This window comes from Methylobacterium gnaphalii (assembly GCF_007992215.1).
Taxonomy (GTDB): Bacteria; Pseudomonadota; Alphaproteobacteria; order Rhizobiales; family Beijerinckiaceae; genus Methylobacterium; species Methylobacterium gnaphalii.
Genome location: NZ_BJZV01000015.1, coordinates 52829 through 73001, shown reverse-complemented (window position 1 = coordinate 73001; position 20173 = coordinate 52829). Strand labels below are relative to the sequence as shown.

At 67.7% G+C, this 20173-nt stretch carries 24 protein-coding genes; 8 read left to right on the top strand and 16 right to left on the bottom strand.

Annotated elements, in window-relative coordinates; translation table 11 throughout:
• Nucleotides 1–54: 54 nt before the first annotated feature.
• The 4 genes from prmC to MGN01_RS14320 all read right to left on the bottom strand — a co-directional run bounded on the left by prmC (nt 55) and on the right by MGN01_RS14320 (nt 5815).
• On the bottom strand, nt 55–960 hold the full coding sequence (prmC, locus tag MGN01_RS14335) for a peptide chain release factor N(5)-glutamine methyltransferase (RefSeq protein ID WP_147047429.1): 906 nt from the start codon (nt 958–960) through the stop codon (nt 55–57).
• A gap of 119 nt (nt 961–1079) precedes the next feature.
• Nucleotides 1080–2159: a peptide chain release factor 1 gene (gene prfA, locus MGN01_RS14330; RefSeq protein ID WP_147047427.1), complete on the bottom strand. Its 1080-nt coding sequence runs from the start codon at nt 2157–2159 to the stop codon at nt 1080–1082.
• A 72-nt stretch (nt 2160–2231) separates the two neighbouring features.
• Nucleotides 2232–4493 carry a phosphoenolpyruvate--protein phosphotransferase gene (gene ptsP, locus MGN01_RS14325; protein WP_147047426.1) on the bottom strand — a complete coding sequence of 754 codons (2262 nt, stop codon included), beginning with the start codon at nt 4491–4493 and terminating at the stop codon, nt 2232–2234.
• A gap of 86 nt (nt 4494–4579) precedes the next feature.
• Nucleotides 4580–5815, bottom strand: coding sequence for an aspartate kinase (locus MGN01_RS14320; RefSeq protein WP_147047424.1), 1236 nt, complete (start codon nt 5813–5815; stop codon nt 4580–4582).
• A gap of 191 nt (nt 5816–6006) precedes the next feature.
• Here MGN01_RS14320 and ubiG point away from each other — a divergent pair, with 191 nt between their 5' ends.
• The 3 genes from ubiG to MGN01_RS14305 all read left to right on the top strand — a co-directional run bounded on the left by ubiG (nt 6007) and on the right by MGN01_RS14305 (nt 8433).
• The gene (gene ubiG / locus MGN01_RS14315) at nt 6007–6738 is read left to right on the top strand and encodes a bifunctional 2-polyprenyl-6-hydroxyphenol methylase/3-demethylubiquinol 3-O-methyltransferase UbiG (RefSeq protein ID WP_147047422.1); all 732 of its coding nucleotides are present in this window, start codon (nt 6007–6009) and stop codon (nt 6736–6738) included.
• Between the two features lie 77 nt (nt 6739–6815).
• A complete protein-coding gene (locus MGN01_RS14310) occupies nt 6816–7388 on the top strand; it encodes a YbhB/YbcL family Raf kinase inhibitor-like protein (protein WP_147047420.1) in 573 nt (190 codons plus the stop codon).
• 61 nt (nt 7389–7449) lie between these two features.
• Entirely contained in the window at nt 7450–8433 is a 984-nt protein-coding gene (locus MGN01_RS14305; protein ID WP_147047418.1) for an NADPH:quinone oxidoreductase family protein, read from the top strand.
• A gap of 86 nt (nt 8434–8519) precedes the next feature.
• Here the strand turns inward: MGN01_RS14305 and MGN01_RS14300 are convergent, their stop codons facing one another.
• The 3 genes from MGN01_RS14300 to MGN01_RS14290 form a co-directional block, all read right to left on the bottom strand.
• Entirely contained in the window at nt 8520–8810 is a 291-nt protein-coding gene (locus tag MGN01_RS14300; RefSeq protein ID WP_147047415.1) for a hypothetical protein, read from the bottom strand.
• A gap of 189 nt (nt 8811–8999) precedes the next feature.
• Nucleotides 9000–9566 carry a crossover junction endodeoxyribonuclease RuvC gene (gene ruvC / locus MGN01_RS14295; protein ID WP_147047413.1) on the bottom strand — a complete coding sequence of 189 codons (567 nt, stop codon included), beginning with the start codon at nt 9564–9566 and terminating at the stop codon, nt 9000–9002.
• A gap of 79 nt (nt 9567–9645) precedes the next feature.
• Nucleotides 9646–10269, bottom strand: a complete 624-nt coding sequence (locus MGN01_RS14290; protein WP_147047411.1) for a YceI family protein — start codon at nt 10267–10269, stop codon at nt 9646–9648.
• A gap of 101 nt (nt 10270–10370) precedes the next feature.
• Between MGN01_RS14290 and ruvA the strand changes: the two genes are divergently transcribed.
• On the top strand, nt 10371–10988 hold the full coding sequence (gene ruvA / locus MGN01_RS14285) for a Holliday junction branch migration protein RuvA (protein ID WP_147047409.1): 618 nt from the start codon (nt 10371–10373) through the stop codon (nt 10986–10988).
• Between the two features lie 10 nt (nt 10989–10998).
• Here the strand turns inward: ruvA and MGN01_RS14280 are convergent, their stop codons facing one another.
• Nucleotides 10999–11295, bottom strand: coding sequence for a DUF3572 domain-containing protein (locus MGN01_RS14280; RefSeq protein ID WP_147047407.1), 297 nt, complete (start codon nt 11293–11295; stop codon nt 10999–11001).
• 77 nt (nt 11296–11372) lie between these two features.
• Here MGN01_RS14280 and MGN01_RS14275 point away from each other — a divergent pair, with 77 nt between their 5' ends.
• Together MGN01_RS14275 and MGN01_RS14270 are read left to right on the top strand one after the other, a co-directional pair.
• A complete protein-coding gene (locus tag MGN01_RS14275) occupies nt 11373–11747 on the top strand; it encodes a response regulator (RefSeq protein WP_147047405.1) in 375 nt (124 codons plus the stop codon).
• Nucleotides 11748–11788: 41 nt separating this feature from the next.
• A complete protein-coding gene (locus MGN01_RS14270) occupies nt 11789–13162 on the top strand; it encodes a PleD family two-component system response regulator (protein WP_147047403.1) in 1374 nt (457 codons plus the stop codon).
• Here the strand turns inward: MGN01_RS14270 and MGN01_RS23585 are convergent.
• The 6 genes from MGN01_RS23585 to MGN01_RS14250 form a co-directional block, all read right to left on the bottom strand.
• On the bottom strand, nt 13159–13335 hold the full coding sequence (locus MGN01_RS23585) for a hypothetical protein (protein WP_170245979.1): 177 nt from the start codon (nt 13333–13335) through the stop codon (nt 13159–13161). The genes MGN01_RS14270 and MGN01_RS23585 overlap by 4 nt on opposite strands.
• On the bottom strand, nt 13332–13628 hold the full coding sequence (locus tag MGN01_RS14265) for a hypothetical protein (RefSeq protein WP_147047401.1): 297 nt from the start codon (nt 13626–13628) through the stop codon (nt 13332–13334). Before MGN01_RS14265 ends, MGN01_RS23585 begins: the two co-directional genes overlap by 4 nt.
• Entirely contained in the window at nt 13628–13981 is a 354-nt protein-coding gene (locus MGN01_RS14260) for a hypothetical protein (RefSeq protein ID WP_147047576.1), read from the bottom strand. The genes MGN01_RS14265 and MGN01_RS14260 overlap by 1 nt, the downstream gene beginning before the upstream one ends.
• 122 nt (nt 13982–14103) lie before the next feature.
• Nucleotides 14104–15081, bottom strand: coding sequence for a cysteine synthase A (gene cysK, locus MGN01_RS14255; protein WP_147047399.1), 978 nt, complete (start codon nt 15079–15081; stop codon nt 14104–14106).
• A 292-nt stretch (nt 15082–15373) separates the two neighbouring features.
• Complete coding sequence (locus tag MGN01_RS23580; protein ID WP_170245977.1) at nt 15374–15547, bottom strand: hypothetical protein; 174 nt, start codon at nt 15545–15547, stop codon at nt 15374–15376.
• A gap of 146 nt (nt 15548–15693) precedes the next feature.
• Nucleotides 15694–16182 (bottom strand): META domain-containing protein, encoded by a 489-nt coding sequence (locus MGN01_RS14250; protein ID WP_147047397.1) that lies wholly within the window; start codon nt 16180–16182, stop codon nt 15694–15696.
• A gap of 273 nt (nt 16183–16455) precedes the next feature.
• Here MGN01_RS14250 and MGN01_RS14245 point away from each other — a divergent pair, with 273 nt between their 5' ends.
• Nucleotides 16456–16740 (top strand): helix-turn-helix domain-containing protein, encoded by a 285-nt coding sequence (locus tag MGN01_RS14245; protein WP_238258091.1) that lies wholly within the window; start codon nt 16456–16458, stop codon nt 16738–16740.
• Nucleotides 16741–16746: 6 nt separating this feature from the next.
• Here the strand turns inward: MGN01_RS14245 and MGN01_RS14240 are convergent, their stop codons facing one another.
• Nucleotides 16747–17982 carry an NAD(P)/FAD-dependent oxidoreductase gene (locus MGN01_RS14240; RefSeq protein WP_147047395.1) on the bottom strand — a complete coding sequence of 412 codons (1236 nt, stop codon included), beginning with the start codon at nt 17980–17982 and terminating at the stop codon, nt 16747–16749.
• Nucleotides 17979–18932 (bottom strand): LysR family transcriptional regulator, encoded by a 954-nt coding sequence (locus tag MGN01_RS14235; RefSeq protein WP_147047393.1) that lies wholly within the window; start codon nt 18930–18932, stop codon nt 17979–17981. Before MGN01_RS14235 ends, MGN01_RS14240 begins: the two co-directional genes overlap by 4 nt.
• A gap of 165 nt (nt 18933–19097) precedes the next feature.
• Here MGN01_RS14235 and MGN01_RS14230 point away from each other — a divergent pair, with 165 nt between their 5' ends.
• The gene (locus MGN01_RS14230; RefSeq protein ID WP_147047392.1) at nt 19098–20147 is read left to right on the top strand and encodes a class 1 fructose-bisphosphatase; all 1050 of its coding nucleotides are present in this window, start codon (nt 19098–19100) and stop codon (nt 20145–20147) included.
• The last annotated feature ends 26 nt before the right edge of the window (nt 20148–20173 follow it).

Below are 20173 nucleotides of genomic sequence, written 5' to 3'. Positions count from 1 at the left end.
AACGTAATGGTTGCCGGCCCCCGCAACAAGCATTTTTTCGTGCCGTTGCAATCATCATGCACCTGTGTTGCACGCAGACGTGACATCCGACGATGGCCGAAGCGTGACGACTCGGGAGTGGCCGGCGAGATCACGCGCAATACCCTCCACGACCAGTCCGGCGCCCGGCGCCAGCGCACCGACGGTCTCTGCCTGATCGTAGCCGATCTCCAGCATCAGCCGTCCGCCCGGCGCAAGCAGCTCCGGCCGCGTGCCGAGGGCGCCGATGATCGACCTGTAGGCGTCGAGGCCGTCCGCTCCGCCATCGAGGCCGGCCATCGGATCGTGCTCGCGCACCTCCTCGGCGAGCGTCGGGATCACGGAGCTGGCGATATAGGGCGGGTTCGAGACGATCAGGTCGAAAGGGCCGCGAACGGCCTCGCACCAATCGCCGCGCAGGAAGAGGCTGCGATCGGCAACGCCGTTGGCAGCTGCGTTCCGCCGCGCGGTGGCGACGGCATCCTGCGAGCGGTCGATGCCGATGCCGCGCGCGCCCGGCCACGCGCTCAGGAGCGCGACCAGGATGCAGCCCGAGCCGGTGCCGAGATCGAGAACGGTCGGTGACGGGTGCGCGACCAGCCGGAGGGCTGTGTCGACGAGGGTTTCGGTGTCCGGCCGCGGCACCAAGGTCTCGGGCGACAGGGCGAAGGTCAGGCCCCGAAACTCCCATTCGCCGAGGATACGGGCCACGGGCTCTCCCGCGAGACGCCGCTGGAGCGCGTCGGTGAGGGTTTCGGCCCCGACCGGGCCGATGGGCTCGTTGCCGCGCAGGGACAGATCCGTCTGTGTCAGGCCGAGGAGATGAAGCAGGAGAAAGCGCGCATCGCCGCGGCCCTCGGCTATGCCGGTCCGTTCCAATTCTTCAGCCATCCGAATCCGGGCGGTCGCTCGGGAGAGACCGGGCTCGAAGGCGATGGTCATCTGAGCTGCCTAGACCGTCACTGCGAACAACGCGAAGCCATGCAGCGCCAAAGTGCCGGCCTTGCGGGTGCGGCTCTCGACCGCTTCGCTTCGCACGCAATGTCGGTAGTTTGCACCGCTCACGCCATGCCCTCGGCCGCCAGCAACTCGGCCTGGTGCTCGGTGATGAGGGCGTCGATGACCTCGTCGAGGGCGGTGCCCGCCATGACTTCTTCAAGCTTGTAGAGTGTCAGGTTGATGCGGTGATCGGTCACCCGCGCCTGTGGGAAGTTGTAGGTGCGGATGCGCTCCGAACGATCGCCCGAGCCGACCTGGGCCTTGCGGTCCGCGGCGCGCGCCGAGTCTTTCGCGGTCCGCTCGGCGTCGAACAGTTTCGCACGCAGCAACGACATCGCCCTGGCGCGGTTCTTATGCTGCGAGCGCTCCTCCTGGACGAACACGACGATCCCCGACGGGATATGCGTCACGCGGATGGCTGATTCCGTCTTGTTGACGTGCTGGCCACCGGCGCCCTGCGCCCGCATCGTATCGATCTTCAGATCGGCATCGTTGACGACGATATCGACCTCCTCGGCCTCCGGCAGCACGGCGACGGTGGCCGCCGAGGTGTGGATGCGACCTTGAGTCTCCGTCTCGGGTACGCGCTGCACACGGTGGGCGCCGCTCTCGAACTTGAGGCGTGAGAATACACCTTTTCCGTTCACCTCGGCGAAGATTTCGCGATAGCCGCCCATCGTGCCCTCGCTCTGCGAGATCACATCGACGCGCCAGCCCTTGGTCTCCGCGTATTTCGCGTACATCCGGAACAGGTCGCCCGCGAACAGGGCAGCCTCGTCTCCGCCCGTGCCGGCGCGGATTTCGAGGATGGCGCTCTTCTCGTCGGCGGCGTCCTTCGGCAGCAGGATGAGCTGCAGGTTGCGGTGCGCCGCCTCCAGGGCCGCCTCGGCCTCGGGCTTCTCGTCAGCGGCGAGCGCGCGCATCTCGGCATCGCCTCCGTCGATCAGGCTCTCGATGCCGGAGAGGTTGTCCATGGCGGCGCGATAGGCATGAATCGCGGCGACGACGCCGTCCAGCTCCGACAATTCGCGGGAAAGCGCGACGAAGCTGTCTGCCTCGGCCGAGCCGGAACTCAGCATGGCGGTGACGATGTCGTGGCGCGCCAGGATCGCGTCGAGGCGCTCGGGGGGAATGGGTGTCATCGTCCTGCGGGACTGGAATCGAGAAAGGGCCTCGGAGCGAGGGGCGGGCTGCGTCAGTCGGACCGAAGGCAGCTAGATAGGCACGCCCTTCGCCTTCGCGAAGGAGGTGAGGGCGGATCGGAGCGAGGCTCCGTCCGTCGCCTTGGCCAGTTCCGTCTCGATGAAGGCGCGGACTTCCTCCGCCTCGATCGACAGGACCATGGCCTTCACCGGACCGATCGCGGCCGGCGACATCGAAAAGTTGCGGAAGCCGAGGCCGATCAGCGCCATGGTCTCCAGGGGGCGGCCGCCGATCTCGCCGCAGACGGTCACAGGGCAACCGACAGCCGTGGCGCGATCCGCAATCACCCGGAAAGCGCGCATGGCGGCGCCGCAGAGCGGATCGAAGCGGTCCGCAACCCGGCGATTGTCGCGGTCGACCGCGAACAGAAACTGCATCAGGTCGTTGGAGCCGACCGAGAGGAAGTCCGCCTCGCGGGCGATCTCGTCGATCTGGAACAGCAGCGAGGGCACCTCGACCATGACGCCGAGCTTGCAATCGCTCGGCAGCACGTAGCCGTGCCGGCGCAGATGCGCCTTCTCGCGATCGACGATGCCCCGGGCACGGGTGAATTCCTCCACCGTCGCGACCATCGGGAACATGATCCTGAGGGGCCGCCCGGCCGCCGCCTTCAGGAGCGCGCGGAGCTGCACGCGCAACAGGGCAGGGCGATCGAGGCCGATGCGTATCGCGCGCCAGCCGAGCGCCGGGTTCTCCTCTTCGAGGGCCGGCATGTAGGGCAGGATCTTGTCGCCGCCGATGTCGAGGGTGCGGATCGTGACCGGCAGGTCGCCAGTGGCGGCAAAGACCGACTCGTAGAGCGTCTGCTGCTCGGCGGCCGACGGCATGCGCTGCGCCACCATGAATTGCAGTTCGGTGCGGAACAGCCCAATGCCCTCGGCGCCGGTCTCGGCGAGATGGGTGAGGTCGATCAGCAGGCCGGCGTTGAGGTGAAGCCCGATGCGGACCTTGTCGCGGGTCAAGGCCGGGACGTCGCGGAGAGCCCGGTACTGAGCCTGGCGACGGGCGCGCAGGCGGGCCTGCTCGGCATAAGCCGCCTCGATCTCGGGTGTGGGCCGCACCTGGATCTCGCCGGAGGCGCCGTCGACGATGATCGCATCGCCCGAGTCGCAGAGCGCCGTGGCGTTGGCGATCTCGCCGACCGCGGGGATGCCGAGCGCGCGCGCGACGATGGCGATGTGGCTGGTCGGACCGCCTTCCTCCAGCACGACGCCGCGCAGGTTGGCCCGCTCGTAATCGAGGAGCGCCGCCGGGCCCATGGAGCGCGCGACGAGGATCGCGTTTTCGGGCATCGCGGCGACGCTTCCCGTCTCCTGGCCGACGAGGCGGCGCAGCAGCCGGTTGGCGAGGTCGTCGAGATCGTGCAGGCGGTCGCGCAGATAGGGGTCGGACTGGCGCAACATCCGCGCGCGGTTGTCGGACTGGACGCGCTCGACGGCGGCTTCGGCCGTGAGGCCTGATTGGACGGCTTCGCGCATGCGACGCAGCCAGCCCTTGTCGTGCGCGAACATGCGCACGGTCTCCAGCACCTCGCGGGATTCGCCCGAGCCGATGCCGTCTCCCCGCTCAACGAGCTCATCGATGGCCGAGCGAACATCCTCGATCGCCGCCTCGAGGCGCTCGACCTCGAGCTCGACGCTCTCGGCGATCAGGCGCTTCACCACGATGCGCGGCTCATGCAGCACGACGTGGCCGAGGCCGATGCCATCGGCGAGCGCCACGCCGCGCTGGCTGACCGGACGACGAGCGGCGCTGCCGGCGCCGGGGGTGAGCGCCTGCAACTCGCCGGAAGCGATCATCTCCGCGAGCACCATGGCGGTGGTCTGGAGCGCCTCGATCTCCTCGTCGGAATAGACGCGGTAGGTCTTGTTCTGGACGACGAGCACGCCGAGCGTGTTGCCAGCGCGGAGAAGCGGCACGCCGAGGAAGGCGTGGTAGATCTCTTCCCCGGTCTCGGGCCGATAGGAGAAGTTCGGGTGCGATTGCGCGTCCGAGAGCGAGAGCGGCTCGGCTTGCCGCGCGATCAGGCCGACGAGGCCTTCATCGGCGCGCAGCCGCGTGATGTGCACGGCATCGCGGTTCAGGCCCTCGGTCGCGAACAGCTCGAGCGTGTTGTCGTCGCGCAAGACATAGACCGAACAAACCTCGGCGATGACGTTGGCAGCGATGAGGACAACGATGCGGTCGAGGCGTGCTTGTGCGCTGACCGGCTCCGCCATTGCTTCGCGGAGCCTGCGCAGCAGCAGGCGCGGGCCTCCGGGCGCAGCGGGCATCGAGTCGTCAATCCGTGTTCAGCCGATGCAACCACCAAACGTGCCGGCTGCCGCGGCAGTGGCACATCACGATGCGGCGAGTACGGTCAGGCCTGATCGAGGCCGTATAGCGAGTGGAGCGTGCGAACGGCAAGCTCCGTGTAGGCGGCATCGATCAACACGGAGAACTTGATTTCCGAGGTGGTGATCGCGCGGATGTTGATTCCCTTCTCCGCGAGGGCCCGGAACGCCTTGGCTGCAACGCCTGCGTGCGAGCGCATGCCCACGCCGATGGCCGACACCTTCACGACGTCGGTGGCGCCCTCGATCTGGCCGAACTGGATGCGCTCGCGCTGCGCGTCCAGGATCGCCCGCGAACGCTGGTAATCCGCTGCCGGTACGGTGAAGGTCATGTCCGTCGTGGACTGATCGCCCGAGACGGTCTGGATGATCATGTCGACGTTGATGTTGGCATCCGCCAGCGGGCCGAAGATCGCCGCGGCGACACCGGGGCTGTCCTTGACCGAGCGAAGCGTGACCTGGGCCTCGTCTTTCGAGAAGGCGATCCCGGTGATGATCTGCTGTTCCACGATAGCGTCCTCGTCGCAGATGAGGGTGCCCGGACGCGCCGCGTCGGGGGGATCGAAGGATGAGCGCACCGTCGTTGGCACGCGGTGCACCATGGCGAGCTCGACAGAGCGCACCTGCAGCACCTTGGCGCCGAGCGAGGCCATCTCGAGCATTTCCTCGAAGGTCACGCGCTCCATGCGCTGGGCCTTCGGCACGACGCGGGGATCGGTGGTGTAGACGCCGTCCACGTCCGTATAAATGTCACAGCGCTCGGCGCCGATCGCGGCGGCAACCGCCACCGCGCTGGTATCGGAGCCGCCGCGGCCGAGCGTCGCGACGCGGCCGGTTTTGGTATGAACGCCCTGGAAGCCTGCGATCACCGCGACCTCGCCGCGCGCGAAGCCGGCATTGAGATTCTTGGGGTCGATCGCCTCGATGCGGGCGGAGCCATGCGCGTCCGAGGTCTCGATCGGGATCTGCCAGCCCTGCCAGGAGCGAGCCTTGATGCCGTTCTTTTGCAGGGCAATGGCCAGCAAGCCAGCCGTGACGAGCTCGCCCGAGGCGACGACGGCGTCGTACTCGGTCTCGTCGTAGAGGTCGTTGGCATCCTTGACCCACGCGACCAGCTCGTTGGTCTTGCCGGACATTGCCGAGACCACCACCGCGACCTCGTAGCCGGCCGCGACCTCGCGGGCCACGTGGGCGGCCACGTTGCGGATCCGGTCGACATTGGCGACCGATGTGCCGCCGAACTTCATCACCAATCGGGGCATATCGCGTCCGCGCCGTCCCTTCTCTGCCGTGCCATCGTATTCGGGGAGCCCGAAGCCGTTCGCGATGCCGCGAAAGGATCACGGCCGCTGTACCGGGGAGGCGCTCGGCGGGTACAAGGGCCTCTCGAAGGTGTCAATGCGATGGCCGCAATGGCTGTTCGTCGGCTGAGGGTTTGCGGAGTGTTCGAGTGATGGCGGCGTCGGTCGATCGGGAAGAGGTCGCGCGCTTCGATGCGCAGGCCGCGACGTGGTGGGATGCGAATGGGCCGATGCGCGTTCTGCATCGCTTCAACCCGGTGCGCCTCGCTTATATTCGCGATGAGGCTTGCCGCCATTTCGGCCGCGATCCGAACCGGCCCTTCGCGCTGGAGGGCCTGAGCCTCGTCGACGTCGGTTGCGGCGGCGGGGTGCTGTCCGAGCCGCTGGCCCGGCTCGGCGCCGGCGTCACCGGTCTCGATCCGGCCGAGAAGAACATTGCCGTGGCGCGCGCCCATGCCGAGGCCGAGGGCGTGACGGCCGATTACCGGGCCGAGACCATCGAGAGCGTGGTCGAGCGGGGCGAGCGCTTCGACATCGTGCTCGCCATGGAGGTGGTCGAGCACGTCGTCGACCGCTCGGCTTTCCTCGCAACCTGCTGTGCTGCGGTGAAGCCCGGCGGATTGCTCTTTGCCGCGACGCTCAACCGGACGATGCGCTCCTTCGCGTTGGCCATCGTCGGCGCGGAATACGTGCTGAACTGGCTACCCAAGGGCACGCATGACTGGGAAAAGTTCGTGAAGCCCGACGAGCTGACCGCGGATCTGGAGGCTGGCGGCCTGTCGGTCTTCGATACGGCCGGTGTGGTGTTCGATCCGCTCAACAACACCTGGCGCAAGAGCCGCGACACGGCGGTGAACTACATGGTGGCCGCGCGGAAGGACTGACCGGGACCCGCCGGACGTTTGGCCCGTTTCTTCCTTGGAGCGTAGGCGCAGTCCGCCTACGGCGCCGAGGAGACGCCATGCTGGAGAAGATGCCCCACGCGCTGGGCGAGGCCCTGTCGAGCGTCAGGGCGGGGCTCGAGAAGTCGCTCTACCACTCGGTCTTCGCAGATGTGCCGGCCACCATCGCCGTCGCGAGCGAGGCCTTCTCGGATGGCGGGGCCATTCCTGCGCGCTACACCGATGACGGCGGAGGCCTTTCGCCGCCCCTGTCGTGGAGCAATTTGCCGGCGGGCACCGGCAGTGTCGTGCTCGTCGTCGAAGACCCGGACGCGCCGGTGCCGCGGCCGCTTGTTCACCTCATTACCTGGAATGAAGGAGCGGGAGACGCGGCGCTGCCGGAGGGGGATTTCGCCGGCAGCGGCTCGGAGGGCGGACGGCACGACCTTGGCCGCAACTCGTTCCAACGCAATGCGTGGCTGCCGCCCGACCCGCCACGTGGGCACGGGCCGCACCGCTACCTGTTCGAGGTCTATGCGCTCGACGCGGCGCTGCATCTGCCGCCCTCGCCAGGGCGCGGCGACATCATCGACGCCATGAAGGGCCATGTGCTCGCCAAGGGCCTGCTCACTGGGACCTACGAGCGCGGCTGACGCGAGCCCTCGCTTTCCCCTCGCGCTTCGGCTTATGCCGATCCGCGAGGGAGGACGCCGCATGAAGGCTCTGTTGTGCACCCGGCTCGGCGGGCCGGAGGATCTGTCGATTGCGGATCTGCCCGACCCGGTGGCGGGGCCTGGCGAGGCCGTGGTGCGGATAACGGTCGCGGCGCTCAACTTCGCGGACACGCTGATCATCGCCGGCCGCTACCAAGTGAAACCCGACCTGCCATTCTCGCCCGGCGGCGAGGCCTGCGGGATCGTGGAGGCGCTGGGCGAGGACACAGAAGGGTTCTCCATCGGCGACCGCGTCATCGTCCACGCCACCCACGGCATGTGCCGCGAGAGGATCGCGATCGGGACACGGCACCTGACGCGGGTGCCAGAGGATCTCTCCGACGAGATCGCGGCCGGGCTGACGATCACCTACGGCACCACGCTGCATGCGCTGCGCGACCGGGCCCGGATTCAGCCGGGCGAGACGCTCGCAGTGCTCGGCGCATCCGGCGGGGTTGGACTCGCGGCGGTCGAGATCGGCAGGATTCTGGGCGCACGCGTCATCGCCTGCGCCTCCTCGGCGGAGAAGTTGGAGACGGCGCGCGAGCACGGCGCGGACGATCTCGTCGACTATACCGCCGACAACATCCGCGAGGCCCTGCGCCGACTGACCGGGGAGTGCGGCGTCGACGTGATCTACGATGCGGTTGGGGGCGAGCACGCCGAACCGGCGTTGCGTTCGCTCGGCTGGCGGGGTCGCTACCTCGTGATCGGCTTCGCGGCCGGCGAGATCCCGAGATTTCCGCTCAACATCGTCATGCTGAAGGGCGTCGACGTGCAGGGCGTGCATTGGGGCGCGTTCGTCGAGCGCGAGCCGGCGGCGCACCGCGCCAATCAGGAGCAATTGCTGGCCTGGGCGGCGGAGGGACGCCTGACGGCCAAGGTCCATGGCGTCCTGCCGCTCACGGATTACGCGGAGGCTCTCGGCATCCTTCAGAAACGCGCGGCGCGCGGCAAGGTCCTGCTACGGATCGGCGACCGCTAACGGTCCAGCAAAAAGCCCCGCCACCAGGGGGTGACGGGGCCGATGACGCGACACGCTGCCGAGCTGGCGCGGGTCACATGGCTGTATCAATCGTCCAGGTCGCGCTCACGGCGCACCGGGCGCTCACCGCGCATCATGCGGCGGTCGCGGCGCTCCATGCGCGACTCGCGGGCATCGGGGTCCACGCCGAGGACGCCGCCGACCGTACCCGTTGCGGCACCAACCGCGCCGCCCACGACCCCGCCGACCGGCCCTGCGGCACGGCTGCCGTCTTCGACGCCGCGCTCAGCGCCGCGGATTGTGCCCTGGGCGCTGGCCGAGCCGGCCATGGCGAGCGGGGCAGCGGCGAGGGCGGCGATGAGAAGAATACGCTTCATTCAATTGGCTCCGGATCTGTTGATCACGCCGCCGCGCAGCAGAGCGCAGGCGGCTTTCTGGTCAGACAACGACCGAGATCCGGATTGGTCCCAAAATTTATTCCGACCATTGACGATGCATCTTGCGGATACCGATTCGCCTCCGGCCAATATCCTCGGACGGCGCTCCGATCCTTGCCTGCCGCGGCGCTAACTCTGGCGTGCGAGCGCCGCAGCGATCCGGGCCGCGCCCAGGCTCTGCAGCTGGTCGAGGGTGTGCAGGCGCCTGAGCGAGTGGGCGCCGCGGTGGTTTGCATGGGTAATGGCGATGGCGAGTGCGTCGGCGGCGTCGGCTACCTTGAACTCTGCCTTCGGCAGCAGGAAGCGCACCATGGCCTGAATCTGGACCTTCTCGGCATGGCCCGATCCGCAGACCGTCTTCTTCACGAGGTTGGCCGCGTATTCGGAGACGGGCAGCCCCGCCAGGGCCGGAACCAGCAGGGCAATGGCGCGGGCATGGCCGAGCTTGAGCGTCGCCTGCGCATCCTTGTTGACGAAGGTCTCTTCCACCGCGACCTCGTCGGGTGCGTGCTCGCCGACGACGCGGGTGATGCCCTCGTGAAGCTCGCGCAGACGCAGCGCCAGCGGCAGGTCGCCGTCAGAGGTGACGACGCCGCAGGCGAGATAGGTGAGCCGGGTACCTCTCGCGACGATCAGTCCCCAACCCGTGCGGCGCAGGCCCGGGTCGATGCCGAGGATCCTCACGTCCGACGTCATGATGCCTCCGGCGCGGCCGGTGCTTGGCCGCCTGCCCCTTGGCACATACCGTGAACGCCTGCCCTCGGCAAACGCAGCGTTACGGAGCTGCCTTGAACTCGCCCTCGAGCCGCAGCTGCACCTCGTCTCCGAGGACCGGGAGGAAGGCGCTGATGCCGAAATCGGAGCGGCGGATCACGGCGCGGCCGTCGAAGCCGACGGTGTAGGCCTTGTCCACCGGATTGATGCCGGCCTGGTTGAAGGTTGCATCGAACGACACCACTCGCGTGATGCCCTTGATCGTCAGCTCACCGTTGACGCGGGCCGTGGTGGGACTCGTGCGCTCGATGGAGGTGCTGACGTAGCTGGCCTGGGGAAATTTCTCGACGTCGAAGAAGTCCGGCGACCTCAGGTGCTCGTTGAGCCGCTCGTTGAGGCCGTTGACGCTTGCCGTGTTGATGGTGACCGACAGCCGGCTCTTGGCGGGCTCGCGCGGGTCGAGGGTGGCCTCGGCCGCGACGTCGGTGATCTGGCCGTAATAGGTCGAGTAGCCAAGATGGTTGAGCGACCACGTGATCTTGCCATGCGCGGGGTCGAGCCGGTACCGGCCGGGCCTGACCTGCGTCGGATCGGTGCTCGGTCCCGCGGCCTCGGCCTGCGCCCACGCGTCTAAGGGCAGGGCGACGATCAGCGCCAAGAGAGCGAGGGCGGCTAACGGCTTCATCGGTGGTCTTCTGCGCTCACCTTGTGGGGGCGGTCGAGCTATCGGATATGGCAGGCGGGCGCTGGAACCAAGGCCCGGCTCGCCCACCGTAGGGAATCGTGATGATCGGCAAGCTCAAGGGCATCGTGGATTCCTACGGTGAGGATTTCGTCATCCTCGACGTGCAGGGCGTCGGCTACGTCGTGCATTGTTCGGCGCGCACGCTGCAGCGCCTGCCGAAGCCCGGCGAAGCAGCCGAGCTCGCCATCGACACGCATGTGCGCGAGGACATGATCCGCCTCTACGGCTTCCGCTCGGATGCCGAGCGCGAGTGGTTCCGCCTGCTGCAGACGGTGCAGGGCGTCGGCTCGAAGGTCGCCCTCGCGGTCCTGTCGGTGCTGGAGCCGGGTGCCCTCGCCACGGCACTTGCGACCGGCGACAAGGGCGCCATCGCCCGCGCACCCGGCGTCGGACCGCGGCTCGCGGCCCGGCTCGCGGCCGAACTGAAGGACAAGGCGCCGGCCTTCTCCCCAGCCGATCCCGCCCTGATCGCGCTGACCGGCGCGGTCGAGGATCGGACCGCGCCTCCGCCCGTCGCGGACGCGATCTCGGCACTGGTCAATCTCGGCTATCCGCAGGTCCAGGCCTCGGCGGCCATCGCCACCGTGTTGAAGGGCGCTCCCGAGGGCGCCGAGGCGAAGGTCTTGATCCGCCTCGGACTGCGCGAACTCGCCAAATAAGGCCGATGGCTCAGAGGTCGTGATCGAAATCCGGCGGCTGCATCCGCCGCCAGGCCGTCGCGATCTTCTCGGGCTTCACACCGATCGCGTCGGCACAAGCGATCAGGCTGGCCTCGTCGCCCATGACGTGATCGAGCACGGCACCGAGAAAGGCCGGATCGCCCGCGCTCTCGCGCACCGTTCCCGGGTTCAGCCCACTCGCCTGCAGAAACGGGAACAGGCGCTCCTCGTCGCCAGCGAGCCAGACCAGGACGTCGAGCGCAAGCGCCTCGGACCCCTGATCTACATGATCAAGTTTGCGTTTCATCAAGGAGTATCACTTAAGAGGAAAAAGAACATAAGGCGACGATGGCGAGCTCGCGGGAGCCCGGAGATTTAGGGGCCATGACGAAAACGGTTCTCATCGTTGAAGACAACGAGCTGAACATGAAGCTCTTCAACGATCTTCTGGAAGCTCATGGTTACGCAACCCTGAAAACCTCGAACGGCATCGAGGCGATCGAACTCGCCCGCAAACACGTGCCTGACCTGATCCTGATGGACATTCAGCTCCCTGAAGTCTCGGGGCTTGAAGTGACCAAATGGCTGAAGGACGACGAGGAACTTCGCCACATCCCCGTGATCGCCATCACGGCCTTCGCCATGAAGGGTGACGAGGAGCGCATCCGGGAGGGCGGCTGCGAGGCCTACCTGTCGAAGCCGATCTCGGTGGCGAAGTTCATTGCCACCGTACGCAAATATCTCGGCGAGGGCGACTGACCCTGTCGGGGCCTGTCGGAAAGGAGGCTGTAGGAGACCGAATGTCCGCCCGTGTCCTGATCGTCGATGACCTGCTGCCAAACCTGAAGCTCCTCGAGACGAAGCTCTCGATGGAGTATTTCGACGTGGTCGCGGCGATGAACGGACCCCAAGCCCTCGCGATCTGCGAGAAGGGCTTGTGCGACATCGTGCTGCTCGACGTGATGATGCCGGGCATGGACGGGTTCGAGGTCTGCCGGCGGCTCAAGACCAACCCGGCGACGGCGCACCTTCCCGTCGTGATCGTCACGGCACTCGACGAGCCGTCCGATCGCCTGCGCGGCCTCGATGCCGGAGCCGACGACTTCCTCACCAAACCCATCGATGACACTGCCCTGTTCACGCGAGTGCGCAGCCTGCTGCGGCTCAAGGCGGTGCAGGACGAGCTCCGCAGCCGCGCGATGGCCTCGTGCGCCCTCGGCATCGGCGATCCCTTTACGCTCGCGGCCGCTGACACCGGTCAGGGGGCCCGCATCCTGCTCGTCGAGGACCGCCCGAGCGCGGCCGACCGCATGGCCACCGCTCTTTCGCAACACCACACCGTGACCATCGAGAGCGATCCGCAACGCGCGCTGATGACCGCTACCGAGGGTGGCTTCGACGTGGCGCTGATCAGCATCGATCTCGACGGCGTCGACGGTCTGCGCCTGTGCAGTCAGCTGCGCTCCCTCGATCGCACGCGTGACATGGCGCTGATCATGATCGGCGAGACGCATGGCATGGCGCGGCTCACCCGCGGGCTCGATTTCGGGGTGCACGACTACCTGCTCCGGCCTGTCGACCGGAACGAGCTGATCGCGCGGGTGCGGACACAGGTCCGCCGCGGTCGCTTCTCGCACACCCTGCGCGGCGCCGTGCAGGCCTCGATCGAGCTGGCGGTGACCGACGAGCTGACCGGTCTTCACAACCGGCGCTACCTCGACCGGCAACTCGGTCCGCTCTTCGGAGCGGCGACGGATGAAGAGCACGGCCTCGCCTGCCTCATCCTCGACATCGACCGCTTCAAGTCGATCAACGACACCTATGGCCACGAGGCCGGCGACGAAGTCCTGAAGGCCTTTGCCGACCGCGTCCGCCAGCATACGCGCGGCATCGACATCGTCGCCCGCTTCGGCGGCGAGGAAGTCGTGATCGTCATGCCGGGCGCGACGCTCGCCGATGCGCAGGCCGCGGGCGAGCGCATCCGCCAGCGCGTGGAAGCGGCTCCGTTCCCGATCCAGCGCGGGGCGAGGGCGATCGCCGTCACCGTGTCGGTGGGCGTCGCAATCCGGCACGCGGGCGACACCAGCGCGTCGGACATGCTCAAGCGCTCGGACGACGCCCTCTACCGTGCCAAGGCCGATGGCCGGAACCGCGTGGTGGCGGAAGCCGCCTAACCCGCGCCCGGATCGGCGTCATCGCCACCCTTGGAGCCTGCCGGCAGACCCGGATGCCCCTCGGTCTTCTCGTTCGGATCCTTGACCGCGTCGGGGCTCACGTTCTTGCGGTCGTCCGGCTTGGGCTCGCGAGACTGATCGCCATTGCCGTCTTTTCGCGGTGAGCCCGTCATTCGCGCTCCTTCTCGACCTTGTAGTGCCCGGCCGCGACTTTCCCGGAGCCGTCGGCCGACCTTTGATCCGAGTGACCACCGGACGATCCGCCGACCGGTGCGGGAGCCTCGGAGCCCCCGCGACCCATGTCCTGGCTGCGACTCGCATCGGAGCGGCCTTCTCCGCCGATGCCTGTGATCGCGGCCTGCTGCGGCGTCTGGCGACCACCATTGGCGGCATTCGATCCCGGCTTGCCGACATCATCGTCGGGCTTGCGGGTAACTGTTTCGGTGGGCGTGGTGCGCTCGGCCATCACTGTCCCTCCTCGCCGAGGGCAGCGGTGGCGCGGTTGATCGCTTCCTGCCCCTCCCTGGACTTCAGGCCCGACCCTTCGCCGGCGGCCGAGGCCGTCGAGGGATCGCTGATGCGGCGCAGATTCTCGGAAGGGGTCTCGGCCGCCGTCTGATCACTGGCATCCTGACGCGGCTGTCCAGACGCGATGCGGGCAGCTTCCGCCTCGCCATTCGGCTCGCTCTTCAGGTCTGCCTGGGTCCGCGAGGGGATGCCGACGTCGAGGGGAGACTCAGCCCCGAGGTTCTGGCCGTTCCGGTCGGCCTGGCCATCGAACGTCTTGATCGACGGCCGGCTGCGGTCGTGTTCGCTCATCATCGTCCTCACTGCTGTCGGTAGGACAACAGACGGCGATGGCAGATGTTGCCTGACGCGTCGGTCAAGCGGCGCGCCAGTCCGGCGCATGCTTTGCGTCGGACTGGCCTGTCTCGCGGAGGCTAGCCGATGCCTTCGAACAGGACCGACGAGATGTAGCGCTCGGAGAAGGAGCAGGCGACGGTGACGATCCGCTTGCCCTTGAACTCGGAGCGCGATGCCACCTCCAGTGCCGCCGCGACGTTACCGCCCGTCGAGATGCCGCCGGGAATGCCTTCCAGCTTCGCGAGCTGGCGGGCGGTGTCGATCGCCTGCTGGTTCGTGACCGTGAGCACGCCGTCGAGGATCGAGCGGTCGAGGTTGTCCGGAATGAAGCCGGCGCCGATGCCCTGGATCTTGTGCGGGCCGGGCTGGCCGCCGCCGATCACAGGCGAGTCGGTCGGCTCGACCGCGAACACCTTGAGGTTCGGCAGGCGCGGCTTCAGCACCTGGCCGACGCCCGTGACGGTGCCGCCGGTGCCGACGCCCGCGACGAAGGCATCGAGCTGGCCGTTTGTGTCGTTCCAGATCTCTTCCGCCGTGGTCTTGCGGTGAATCTCGGGATTGGCCGGGTTCGAGAATTGCTGCGGGATCACCGCGCCGTCGATCTCCTTCAGGAGTTCCTCGGCCCGGGCGATGGCGCCCTTCATGCCCTGCGCTCCAGGGGTCAACTCGAGTTGGGCGCCAAGGAAGGCAAGCATCTTGCGGCGCTCGATCGACATGGTCTCGGGCATGACCAGGATCAGCCGATAGCCGCGAGCGGCTGCTACGAAGGCCAGCGCGATGCCGGTATTGCCGGAGGTCGGCTCGATCAGCGTGCCGCCGGGCTTCAGCCGGCCGGACGCCTCGAGAGCGTCGATCATATTGACGCCGATACGATCTTTCACGCTGGCGATCGGGTTGAAGAATTCGAGCTTCAGCAGGATCTCGGCGTCGATGCCGTGCTCCTTCGGCAGCCGGTTGAGGCGGACGAGCGGCGTGTTGCCGATGGTCTCGGTGATCGAGCCGTAGATGCGGCCGTGGCCCGCCTTACGCGCGGATGCGGTGGTGTCGTCGGCCATCACGGGGTCTCCTGGTCATCCAAGGCAATTGCGATGGAAGCGCCGGCCGGATGACGATGAGTCGACAGCTGGTCGACCGGGCTTCTCGGAGCGATCGGATATCGCGTCGCGTCGGCCGGAGCAATCGACCTAAGCCTTGATGCAGCAATTCTTTTCTTGATCGTCTCAGGATCCGCAGTAGCGGAGAGGAATCTCGCTGATTTTTAGTGTCGGGCGGGAAATTTATTCTACGGCTGCGTAGATTTCACAGGTACCTAGGGCGTCCGAATAGGTGGAGGCACGCCCGGATGCATCACCCGCACAGACCGACCGCGCAGAACGAGAGCAGGAGACCGGCACAGACGAGCGTGCCGAAGGCCAGCAGAGTGGCGTTGTGGTCGTAGCTCGCCATCGCTGTGTAGCGAGTGGTGATCGTACGCGCCTTGGAGCGAGGCCGGAATTGCCGATCGGCCAGCACGAGCTTCATCCGTCCTGAACTCCCTGCGACCCTCGAACGCTGAGCGAGGTATCGAGGGGCAGGATGCCCGGATCAGGTTGAGCAAGGGGTGAATCCGCGGCGACTGCCGCGGATCGTCGTCAAGAAAGGATGAACGCCGCGTTCGTAGCCGCCCGTCAGAGCGAGCGGTCGAACCGCAGTTCGCCGTTCTGGCTCTTGATCACGAGTTGGGAGCCCACGATGTCCCAGGCACCCGAGGTGCGCAGAGCCGTGAGAAAGGCGGTCTCGCTGGCGGCCAGTGCCTTGTCACAGGACTTCTTGGTGATCGCGAGTGGCCCGACAGCCAAGTGCTGATCCTTCAGCGGAAAGGCCGTCGCTGCGAAGGTGTTGCAGCCGCCATAGCCACGGGCGCGGTACTGGGTGTCGATGATAAAGCTCGGCCGGTCGTTCCCGCCGAACGCCTTGCCGTTCAGGCTCACGGCGGTCCAGGTCGTGCCGAGCGGGAACATCTTCTCCTGCGGTTTGGCGCCGGGGACGTATTGCGGCTTCTTCTCCGGCTGCTGGCCCTGGCCGAGATTGCGCACGCCGCCACCGCCCATCTGCGCGTAGGCTGGCGCGGCAGCCAGGATTGCGCCCGTCAGCGCGACGGCTAGAATCTTCTTCATGGTAAAGCCCCCTTGGTTCGCAGCGCTGCGGCGTCGATGGAAAGTTGATCTCGTACCTTTCCGAGGCACGTAGCGGATCGCGCATCCAATAGGAATCGAGCGCAAATATGGTCGAGGGCACCGGTTTCCCGTGGGCGGCCGCGCCTTTGCAACGATCTTGGGCCTCGTCGTGTTGTCGAGGCTCTCGGGCCGGTTGCCGGCGTGGGGACAATGCAGGGATCGACAGGGAGGGCGCGTGTGTCCGGATCGGATGAGGGGGAGGCAAGTGGCCGCTTGCCCAGCACGATGACGCCGGCGCAATGCCGTGCCGCCCGCGCGATGATCAACTGGTCGACGGGCGATCTCGCGGCCAAGGTTGGGCTCGACGAGGCACTGGTGCGCAGTTTCGAGAAGGGGATGGGCGATACGCCCTCCGGGCAGATCGAGGCGCTGCGCAGCGCGCTCGTGCGGGCCGGCGTGATCTTCACCAATGACGGATCGGCCGGCGTGCGGCTCGGTCAGAGTGGCGCCGACGAGGGCACGCGGCTCGACAGCCTGACCACCGAGAACGACCGCTGACGCGATTCAGCCGGCAGTCGCCAGAGCCTTGAGGTCGAAGGCCGGCTCGGCCGCCTGCTCGGGTGTGAGCTCACGGCCCAGCGCGAGGATACGGCGCGCCGCCATGTGCTCGGCCGGCCGGTTGATCGCCTCGACGGCGCAGAGCCGTCCATCCCGGTAGCGGAAGACCGAGAAGGCATCGCCGCTGCCGCGCACGACGCTGCCGTCGCCCGTCTCTGCAAGGCCAGCGATCTGCAGCTTGTGCCGGCCCTGGTCGCTCCAGAACCACGGCACCGCGTCGTAGGCATTCGGCCGTCCGGCCAGCCGAGCGGCGAGGCAGCGACCCTGATCGATCGCGTTCTGCACGGATTCGATCCGCACCCGGTCGCCGCGCGTCATCCCGGCCCCGAACCGGGTCGGGAAGCGGGCGCAGTCCCCGATAGCCGAGATGGCCGGATCACCGGTTGCGAGGAAGGCGTCGGTCTCGATGCCGTCCCGAACCGCCAGCCCGGCCCGCTCGGCGAGTTCCTGGTTGGGCACGACGCCCACACCGACGAGGACGAGGTCGGCCGGGATGCTCTCGCCATCGGCCAGAACGACCGCAGCGGCCTGGCCGTCATGGCTCTCGATCGCAACCACACCGGCCTGGAGACGGAACGTCACGCCCATCGCCTCGTGTGCGACCCGGAACGCGTCGGAGGTCTCGATCGAGACCGCGCGAGCCATCACGCGCTCGGCCGCTTCGATCACCGTGACGGCGAGACCGCGTCCGGCGCAGACCGCGGCGAATTCAAGCCCGATAAAGCCCGCGCCCACCACCACGACCCTGGTGGCGGCTTCGATTGCCTCCCGCAGCCGGTCGGCGTCGGCGAGCGAGCGTAGCTGGTACACGCCGGGGAGCTCGGCACCGGGCACCGGCAGGGCACGGTTGCGCGATCCCGTCGCGATTACGAGGTGATCGTAGGGCAGGGCTGTGCCGTCATCGAGACCGAGCGTCCTGGCAGCCCGGTCGATGTGCGTGGCTCGCGCCCGCTGATGCACGATGCGGTGCTCGGCAAAATACGAGGCCGGCCGCAGCAGCAGGCCCTCCGCGTCGGTCTTGCCGGCGAGATAGGCCTTCGAGAGGGGAGGGCGCTGATAGGGCAGCGCCTCCTCGTCGCCGAGCACCGTGACCGGATCGGCAAAGCCCGCCTCGCGCAGGCTCACGGCGGTCTGCAGGCCGGCCTGGCCGGCGCCGACGATGACGACGCCCGCCGCACTCATGACTCGACCTGCTCAGGCAAGGTGCGCGCGGCGGTCACGTCGAGCCCGGGCAGGAATCCGGCACCCTGCTGGACCAGATACTGCCAGAACGAGTCGGAGGCCGGCCCGAGGACCTTGTCGGCGCGGCGCACGACGTACCAGTCGCGCCGGATCGGCAGCCCCTGCACGTCGAGAAGCGCCAGCCGCCCGCTGGCGAGTTCGGCGGCAACCGTATGCGAGGAGAGCAGCGCGATGCCGAGCCCGGCCATCACTGCCTGTTTCAGGGTCTCGTTCGACCCGGCATCGATCCCGAGCCGTGCCCGGCGGATCATCACGCCGTTCATGAACTCCTCGAAGACGGCGCGCGTGCCCGAGCCCTCCTCGCGGACGAGGAACGACTGGTCGGCGATGTCGTCGCGGGTCAGGCCCGTCTTGCCGGCCAGCGGATGGCCCGGCGCGGCGATCAGCACCAGCGGGTGCGGGCCGAACTTCTCTGCCTCGATCGCGAAATCGCGCGGCGGCCGGCCCATGATCGCGAAGTCGATCTCGTAGTTGCGCAGCGCATCGACTGTGCTCGTGCGGTTACCCACCGTCAGACTGATCTCGACCTGCGGATGCGATTCCATGAACCCGGCGATTACAGCGGGGGCGAAGTACTTCGCCGTTGAGACCACGCCGAGCGCCACGCGCCCGCCGCCCGCGCCCTTCAGGGTGCGCAGCCGCTCGGTGCAGGTCTCCAGCACCGTGTTGATGCTGTTGATCGCCCAGAGCATCTCGCGGCCCGCATCGGTCGGCTTGAGGCCGGTGGGCGTGCGGTCGAACAGCAGGAGGCCTGCTTCGTCCTCCAATTGGCGAATGCGGGCGTAGAGCGCGGCGGAGGTGACGTTCAGCTCCTGCGCCGCACGTGTCATCGTTCCGAGGCGGGCAACGGCCGCGACGGCCTGCAACTGCTTGAGCGAGAGGTTGCGCATGGTCCGCTTTTAGTTTTTTTGCGCGGCACCACAAGTTTCGTCAGAATCTTTGGCAGCCTCTTGCACCGGATCTGGTACTGGCGACGGGCTGCGGGATATCATCGGTAGCAAAGGCCGGCGGCTCAGGTCGTGTCCGGCGACGGGATGGGGACGCGGGTTCAGGACATGGCGATCACGATCGGCTCCACGCTCTCCGAATATCTCGACGCGGAAGTGGCGCGCGATTCTCGCCTTGCCGACACCGCCAAGACCGTCCTGGCGCTCGCCGCCGCCTCCATCGACGTGAGCGAGGTCTGCGGGCGCGGCGCGCTGGCCGGCGATCTCGGTGCTCAGGGCGAGACGAACAGCGACGGCGACGTGCAGAAGGCGCTGGACGTGATCGCGCATAAGCGCTTCACCGAGGCCTTGAAATCGGCGCCGGTGGCCGAGGTCTGTTCGGAAGAGGCCGAGGACGTCATGGTCCTCAATCCCGGCGCGCCGCTTGCCGTCGCGATCGACCCGCTCGACGGCTCCTCGAACATCGCCGTCGGCATGGTGGTGGGCACGATCTTCGGCATCCGTCCCGTCGTGTCCGACCCGAATGATCCGAACGCCTCGTTCAAGACGCCGGGCACCACCCAGCTCGCCGCCGGCTTCACCGTCTATGGCCCGGCCACGACCTTCGTGATCACCCTCGGCGACGGCACGCGCATCTTCACCCTCGACCGTGCGGCCGGGGAGTTCCGCCTGACCCACGACAGACTCAAGGTGGTGGCGAGCGCGAACGAGTACGCGATCAATTCGTCCAATGGCCGCCATTGGGACGCGCCGGTGCGTGCCTTCATCGATGATTGCATGCGCGGCGAAGAGGGCCCGCGCGACCGCAACTTCAACATGCGCTGGACGGCGGCCCTGGTGGCGGATGCCCAGCGCGTCCTGATCCGCGGCGGCGTGTTCCTTTACCCGGGCGACAGCCGCAAGGGCTACGAGCAGGGCCGCCTGCGCCTGCTCTACGAAACCGCGCCGATCGCCTTCATCATGGAACAGGCTGGCGCGGCGGCGACCGACGGGCAGGGCCGTATCCTCGACGTCGTCGCCAAGAAGATCCACGAGCGCTCGCCGCTGGTCTTCGGCTCGGCGGAGGAGGTCGCCAGCGTCGCGGCCTACTACGAGGGCCGCCAGCCTGCCGCCGGCCGCTCGCCGCTCTTCGGCCAGCGCGGATTGATGCGAAACTGAGCGCCGTCACGACTTCCCAGGTCACG

Coding starts and splice junctions, on each gene's coding strand:
- prmC (WP_147047429.1), bottom strand. CDS start 960: ATGACCATCGCCTTCGAGCCCGGTCTCTCCCGAGCGACCGCCCGGATT.
- prfA (WP_147047427.1), bottom strand. CDS start 2,159: ATGACACCCATTCCCCCCGAGCGCCTCGACGCGATCCTGGCGCGCCAC.
- ptsP (WP_147047426.1), bottom strand. CDS start 4,493: ATGCCCGCTGCGCCCGGAGGCCCGCGCCTGCTGCTGCGCAGGCTCCGC.
- MGN01_RS14320 (WP_147047424.1), bottom strand. CDS start 5,815: ATGCCCCGATTGGTGATGAAGTTCGGCGGCACATCGGTCGCCAATGTC.
- ubiG (WP_147047422.1), top strand. CDS start 6,007: ATGGCGGCGTCGGTCGATCGGGAAGAGGTCGCGCGCTTCGATGCGCAG.
- MGN01_RS14310 (WP_147047420.1), top strand. CDS start 6,816: ATGCTGGAGAAGATGCCCCACGCGCTGGGCGAGGCCCTGTCGAGCGTC.
- MGN01_RS14305 (WP_147047418.1), top strand. CDS start 7,450: ATGAAGGCTCTGTTGTGCACCCGGCTCGGCGGGCCGGAGGATCTGTCG.
- MGN01_RS14300 (WP_147047415.1), bottom strand. CDS start 8,810: ATGAAGCGTATTCTTCTCATCGCCGCCCTCGCCGCTGCCCCGCTCGCC.
- ruvC (WP_147047413.1), bottom strand. CDS start 9,566: ATGACGTCGGACGTGAGGATCCTCGGCATCGACCCGGGCCTGCGCCGC.
- MGN01_RS14290 (WP_147047411.1), bottom strand. CDS start 10,269: ATGAAGCCGTTAGCCGCCCTCGCTCTCTTGGCGCTGATCGTCGCCCTG.
- ruvA (WP_147047409.1), top strand. CDS start 10,371: ATGATCGGCAAGCTCAAGGGCATCGTGGATTCCTACGGTGAGGATTTC.
- MGN01_RS14280 (WP_147047407.1), bottom strand. CDS start 11,295: ATGAAACGCAAACTTGATCATGTAGATCAGGGGTCCGAGGCGCTTGCG.
- MGN01_RS14275 (WP_147047405.1), top strand. CDS start 11,373: ATGACGAAAACGGTTCTCATCGTTGAAGACAACGAGCTGAACATGAAG.
- MGN01_RS14270 (WP_147047403.1), top strand. CDS start 11,789: ATGTCCGCCCGTGTCCTGATCGTCGATGACCTGCTGCCAAACCTGAAG.
- MGN01_RS23585 (WP_170245979.1), bottom strand. CDS start 13,335: ATGACGGGCTCACCGCGAAAAGACGGCAATGGCGATCAGTCTCGCGAG.
- MGN01_RS14265 (WP_147047401.1), bottom strand. CDS start 13,628: ATGGCCGAGCGCACCACGCCCACCGAAACAGTTACCCGCAAGCCCGAC.
- MGN01_RS14260 (WP_147047576.1), bottom strand. CDS start 13,981: ATGAGCGAACACGACCGCAGCCGGCCGTCGATCAAGACGTTCGATGGC.
- cysK (WP_147047399.1), bottom strand. CDS start 15,081: ATGGCCGACGACACCACCGCATCCGCGCGTAAGGCGGGCCACGGCCGC.
- MGN01_RS23580 (WP_170245977.1), bottom strand. CDS start 15,547: ATGAAGCTCGTGCTGGCCGATCGGCAATTCCGGCCTCGCTCCAAGGCG.
- MGN01_RS14250 (WP_147047397.1), bottom strand. CDS start 16,182: ATGAAGAAGATTCTAGCCGTCGCGCTGACGGGCGCAATCCTGGCTGCC.
- MGN01_RS14240 (WP_147047395.1), bottom strand. CDS start 17,982: ATGAGTGCGGCGGGCGTCGTCATCGTCGGCGCCGGCCAGGCCGGCCTG.
- MGN01_RS14235 (WP_147047393.1), bottom strand. CDS start 18,932: ATGCGCAACCTCTCGCTCAAGCAGTTGCAGGCCGTCGCGGCCGTTGCC.
- MGN01_RS14230 (WP_147047392.1), top strand. CDS start 19,098: ATGGCGATCACGATCGGCTCCACGCTCTCCGAATATCTCGACGCGGAA.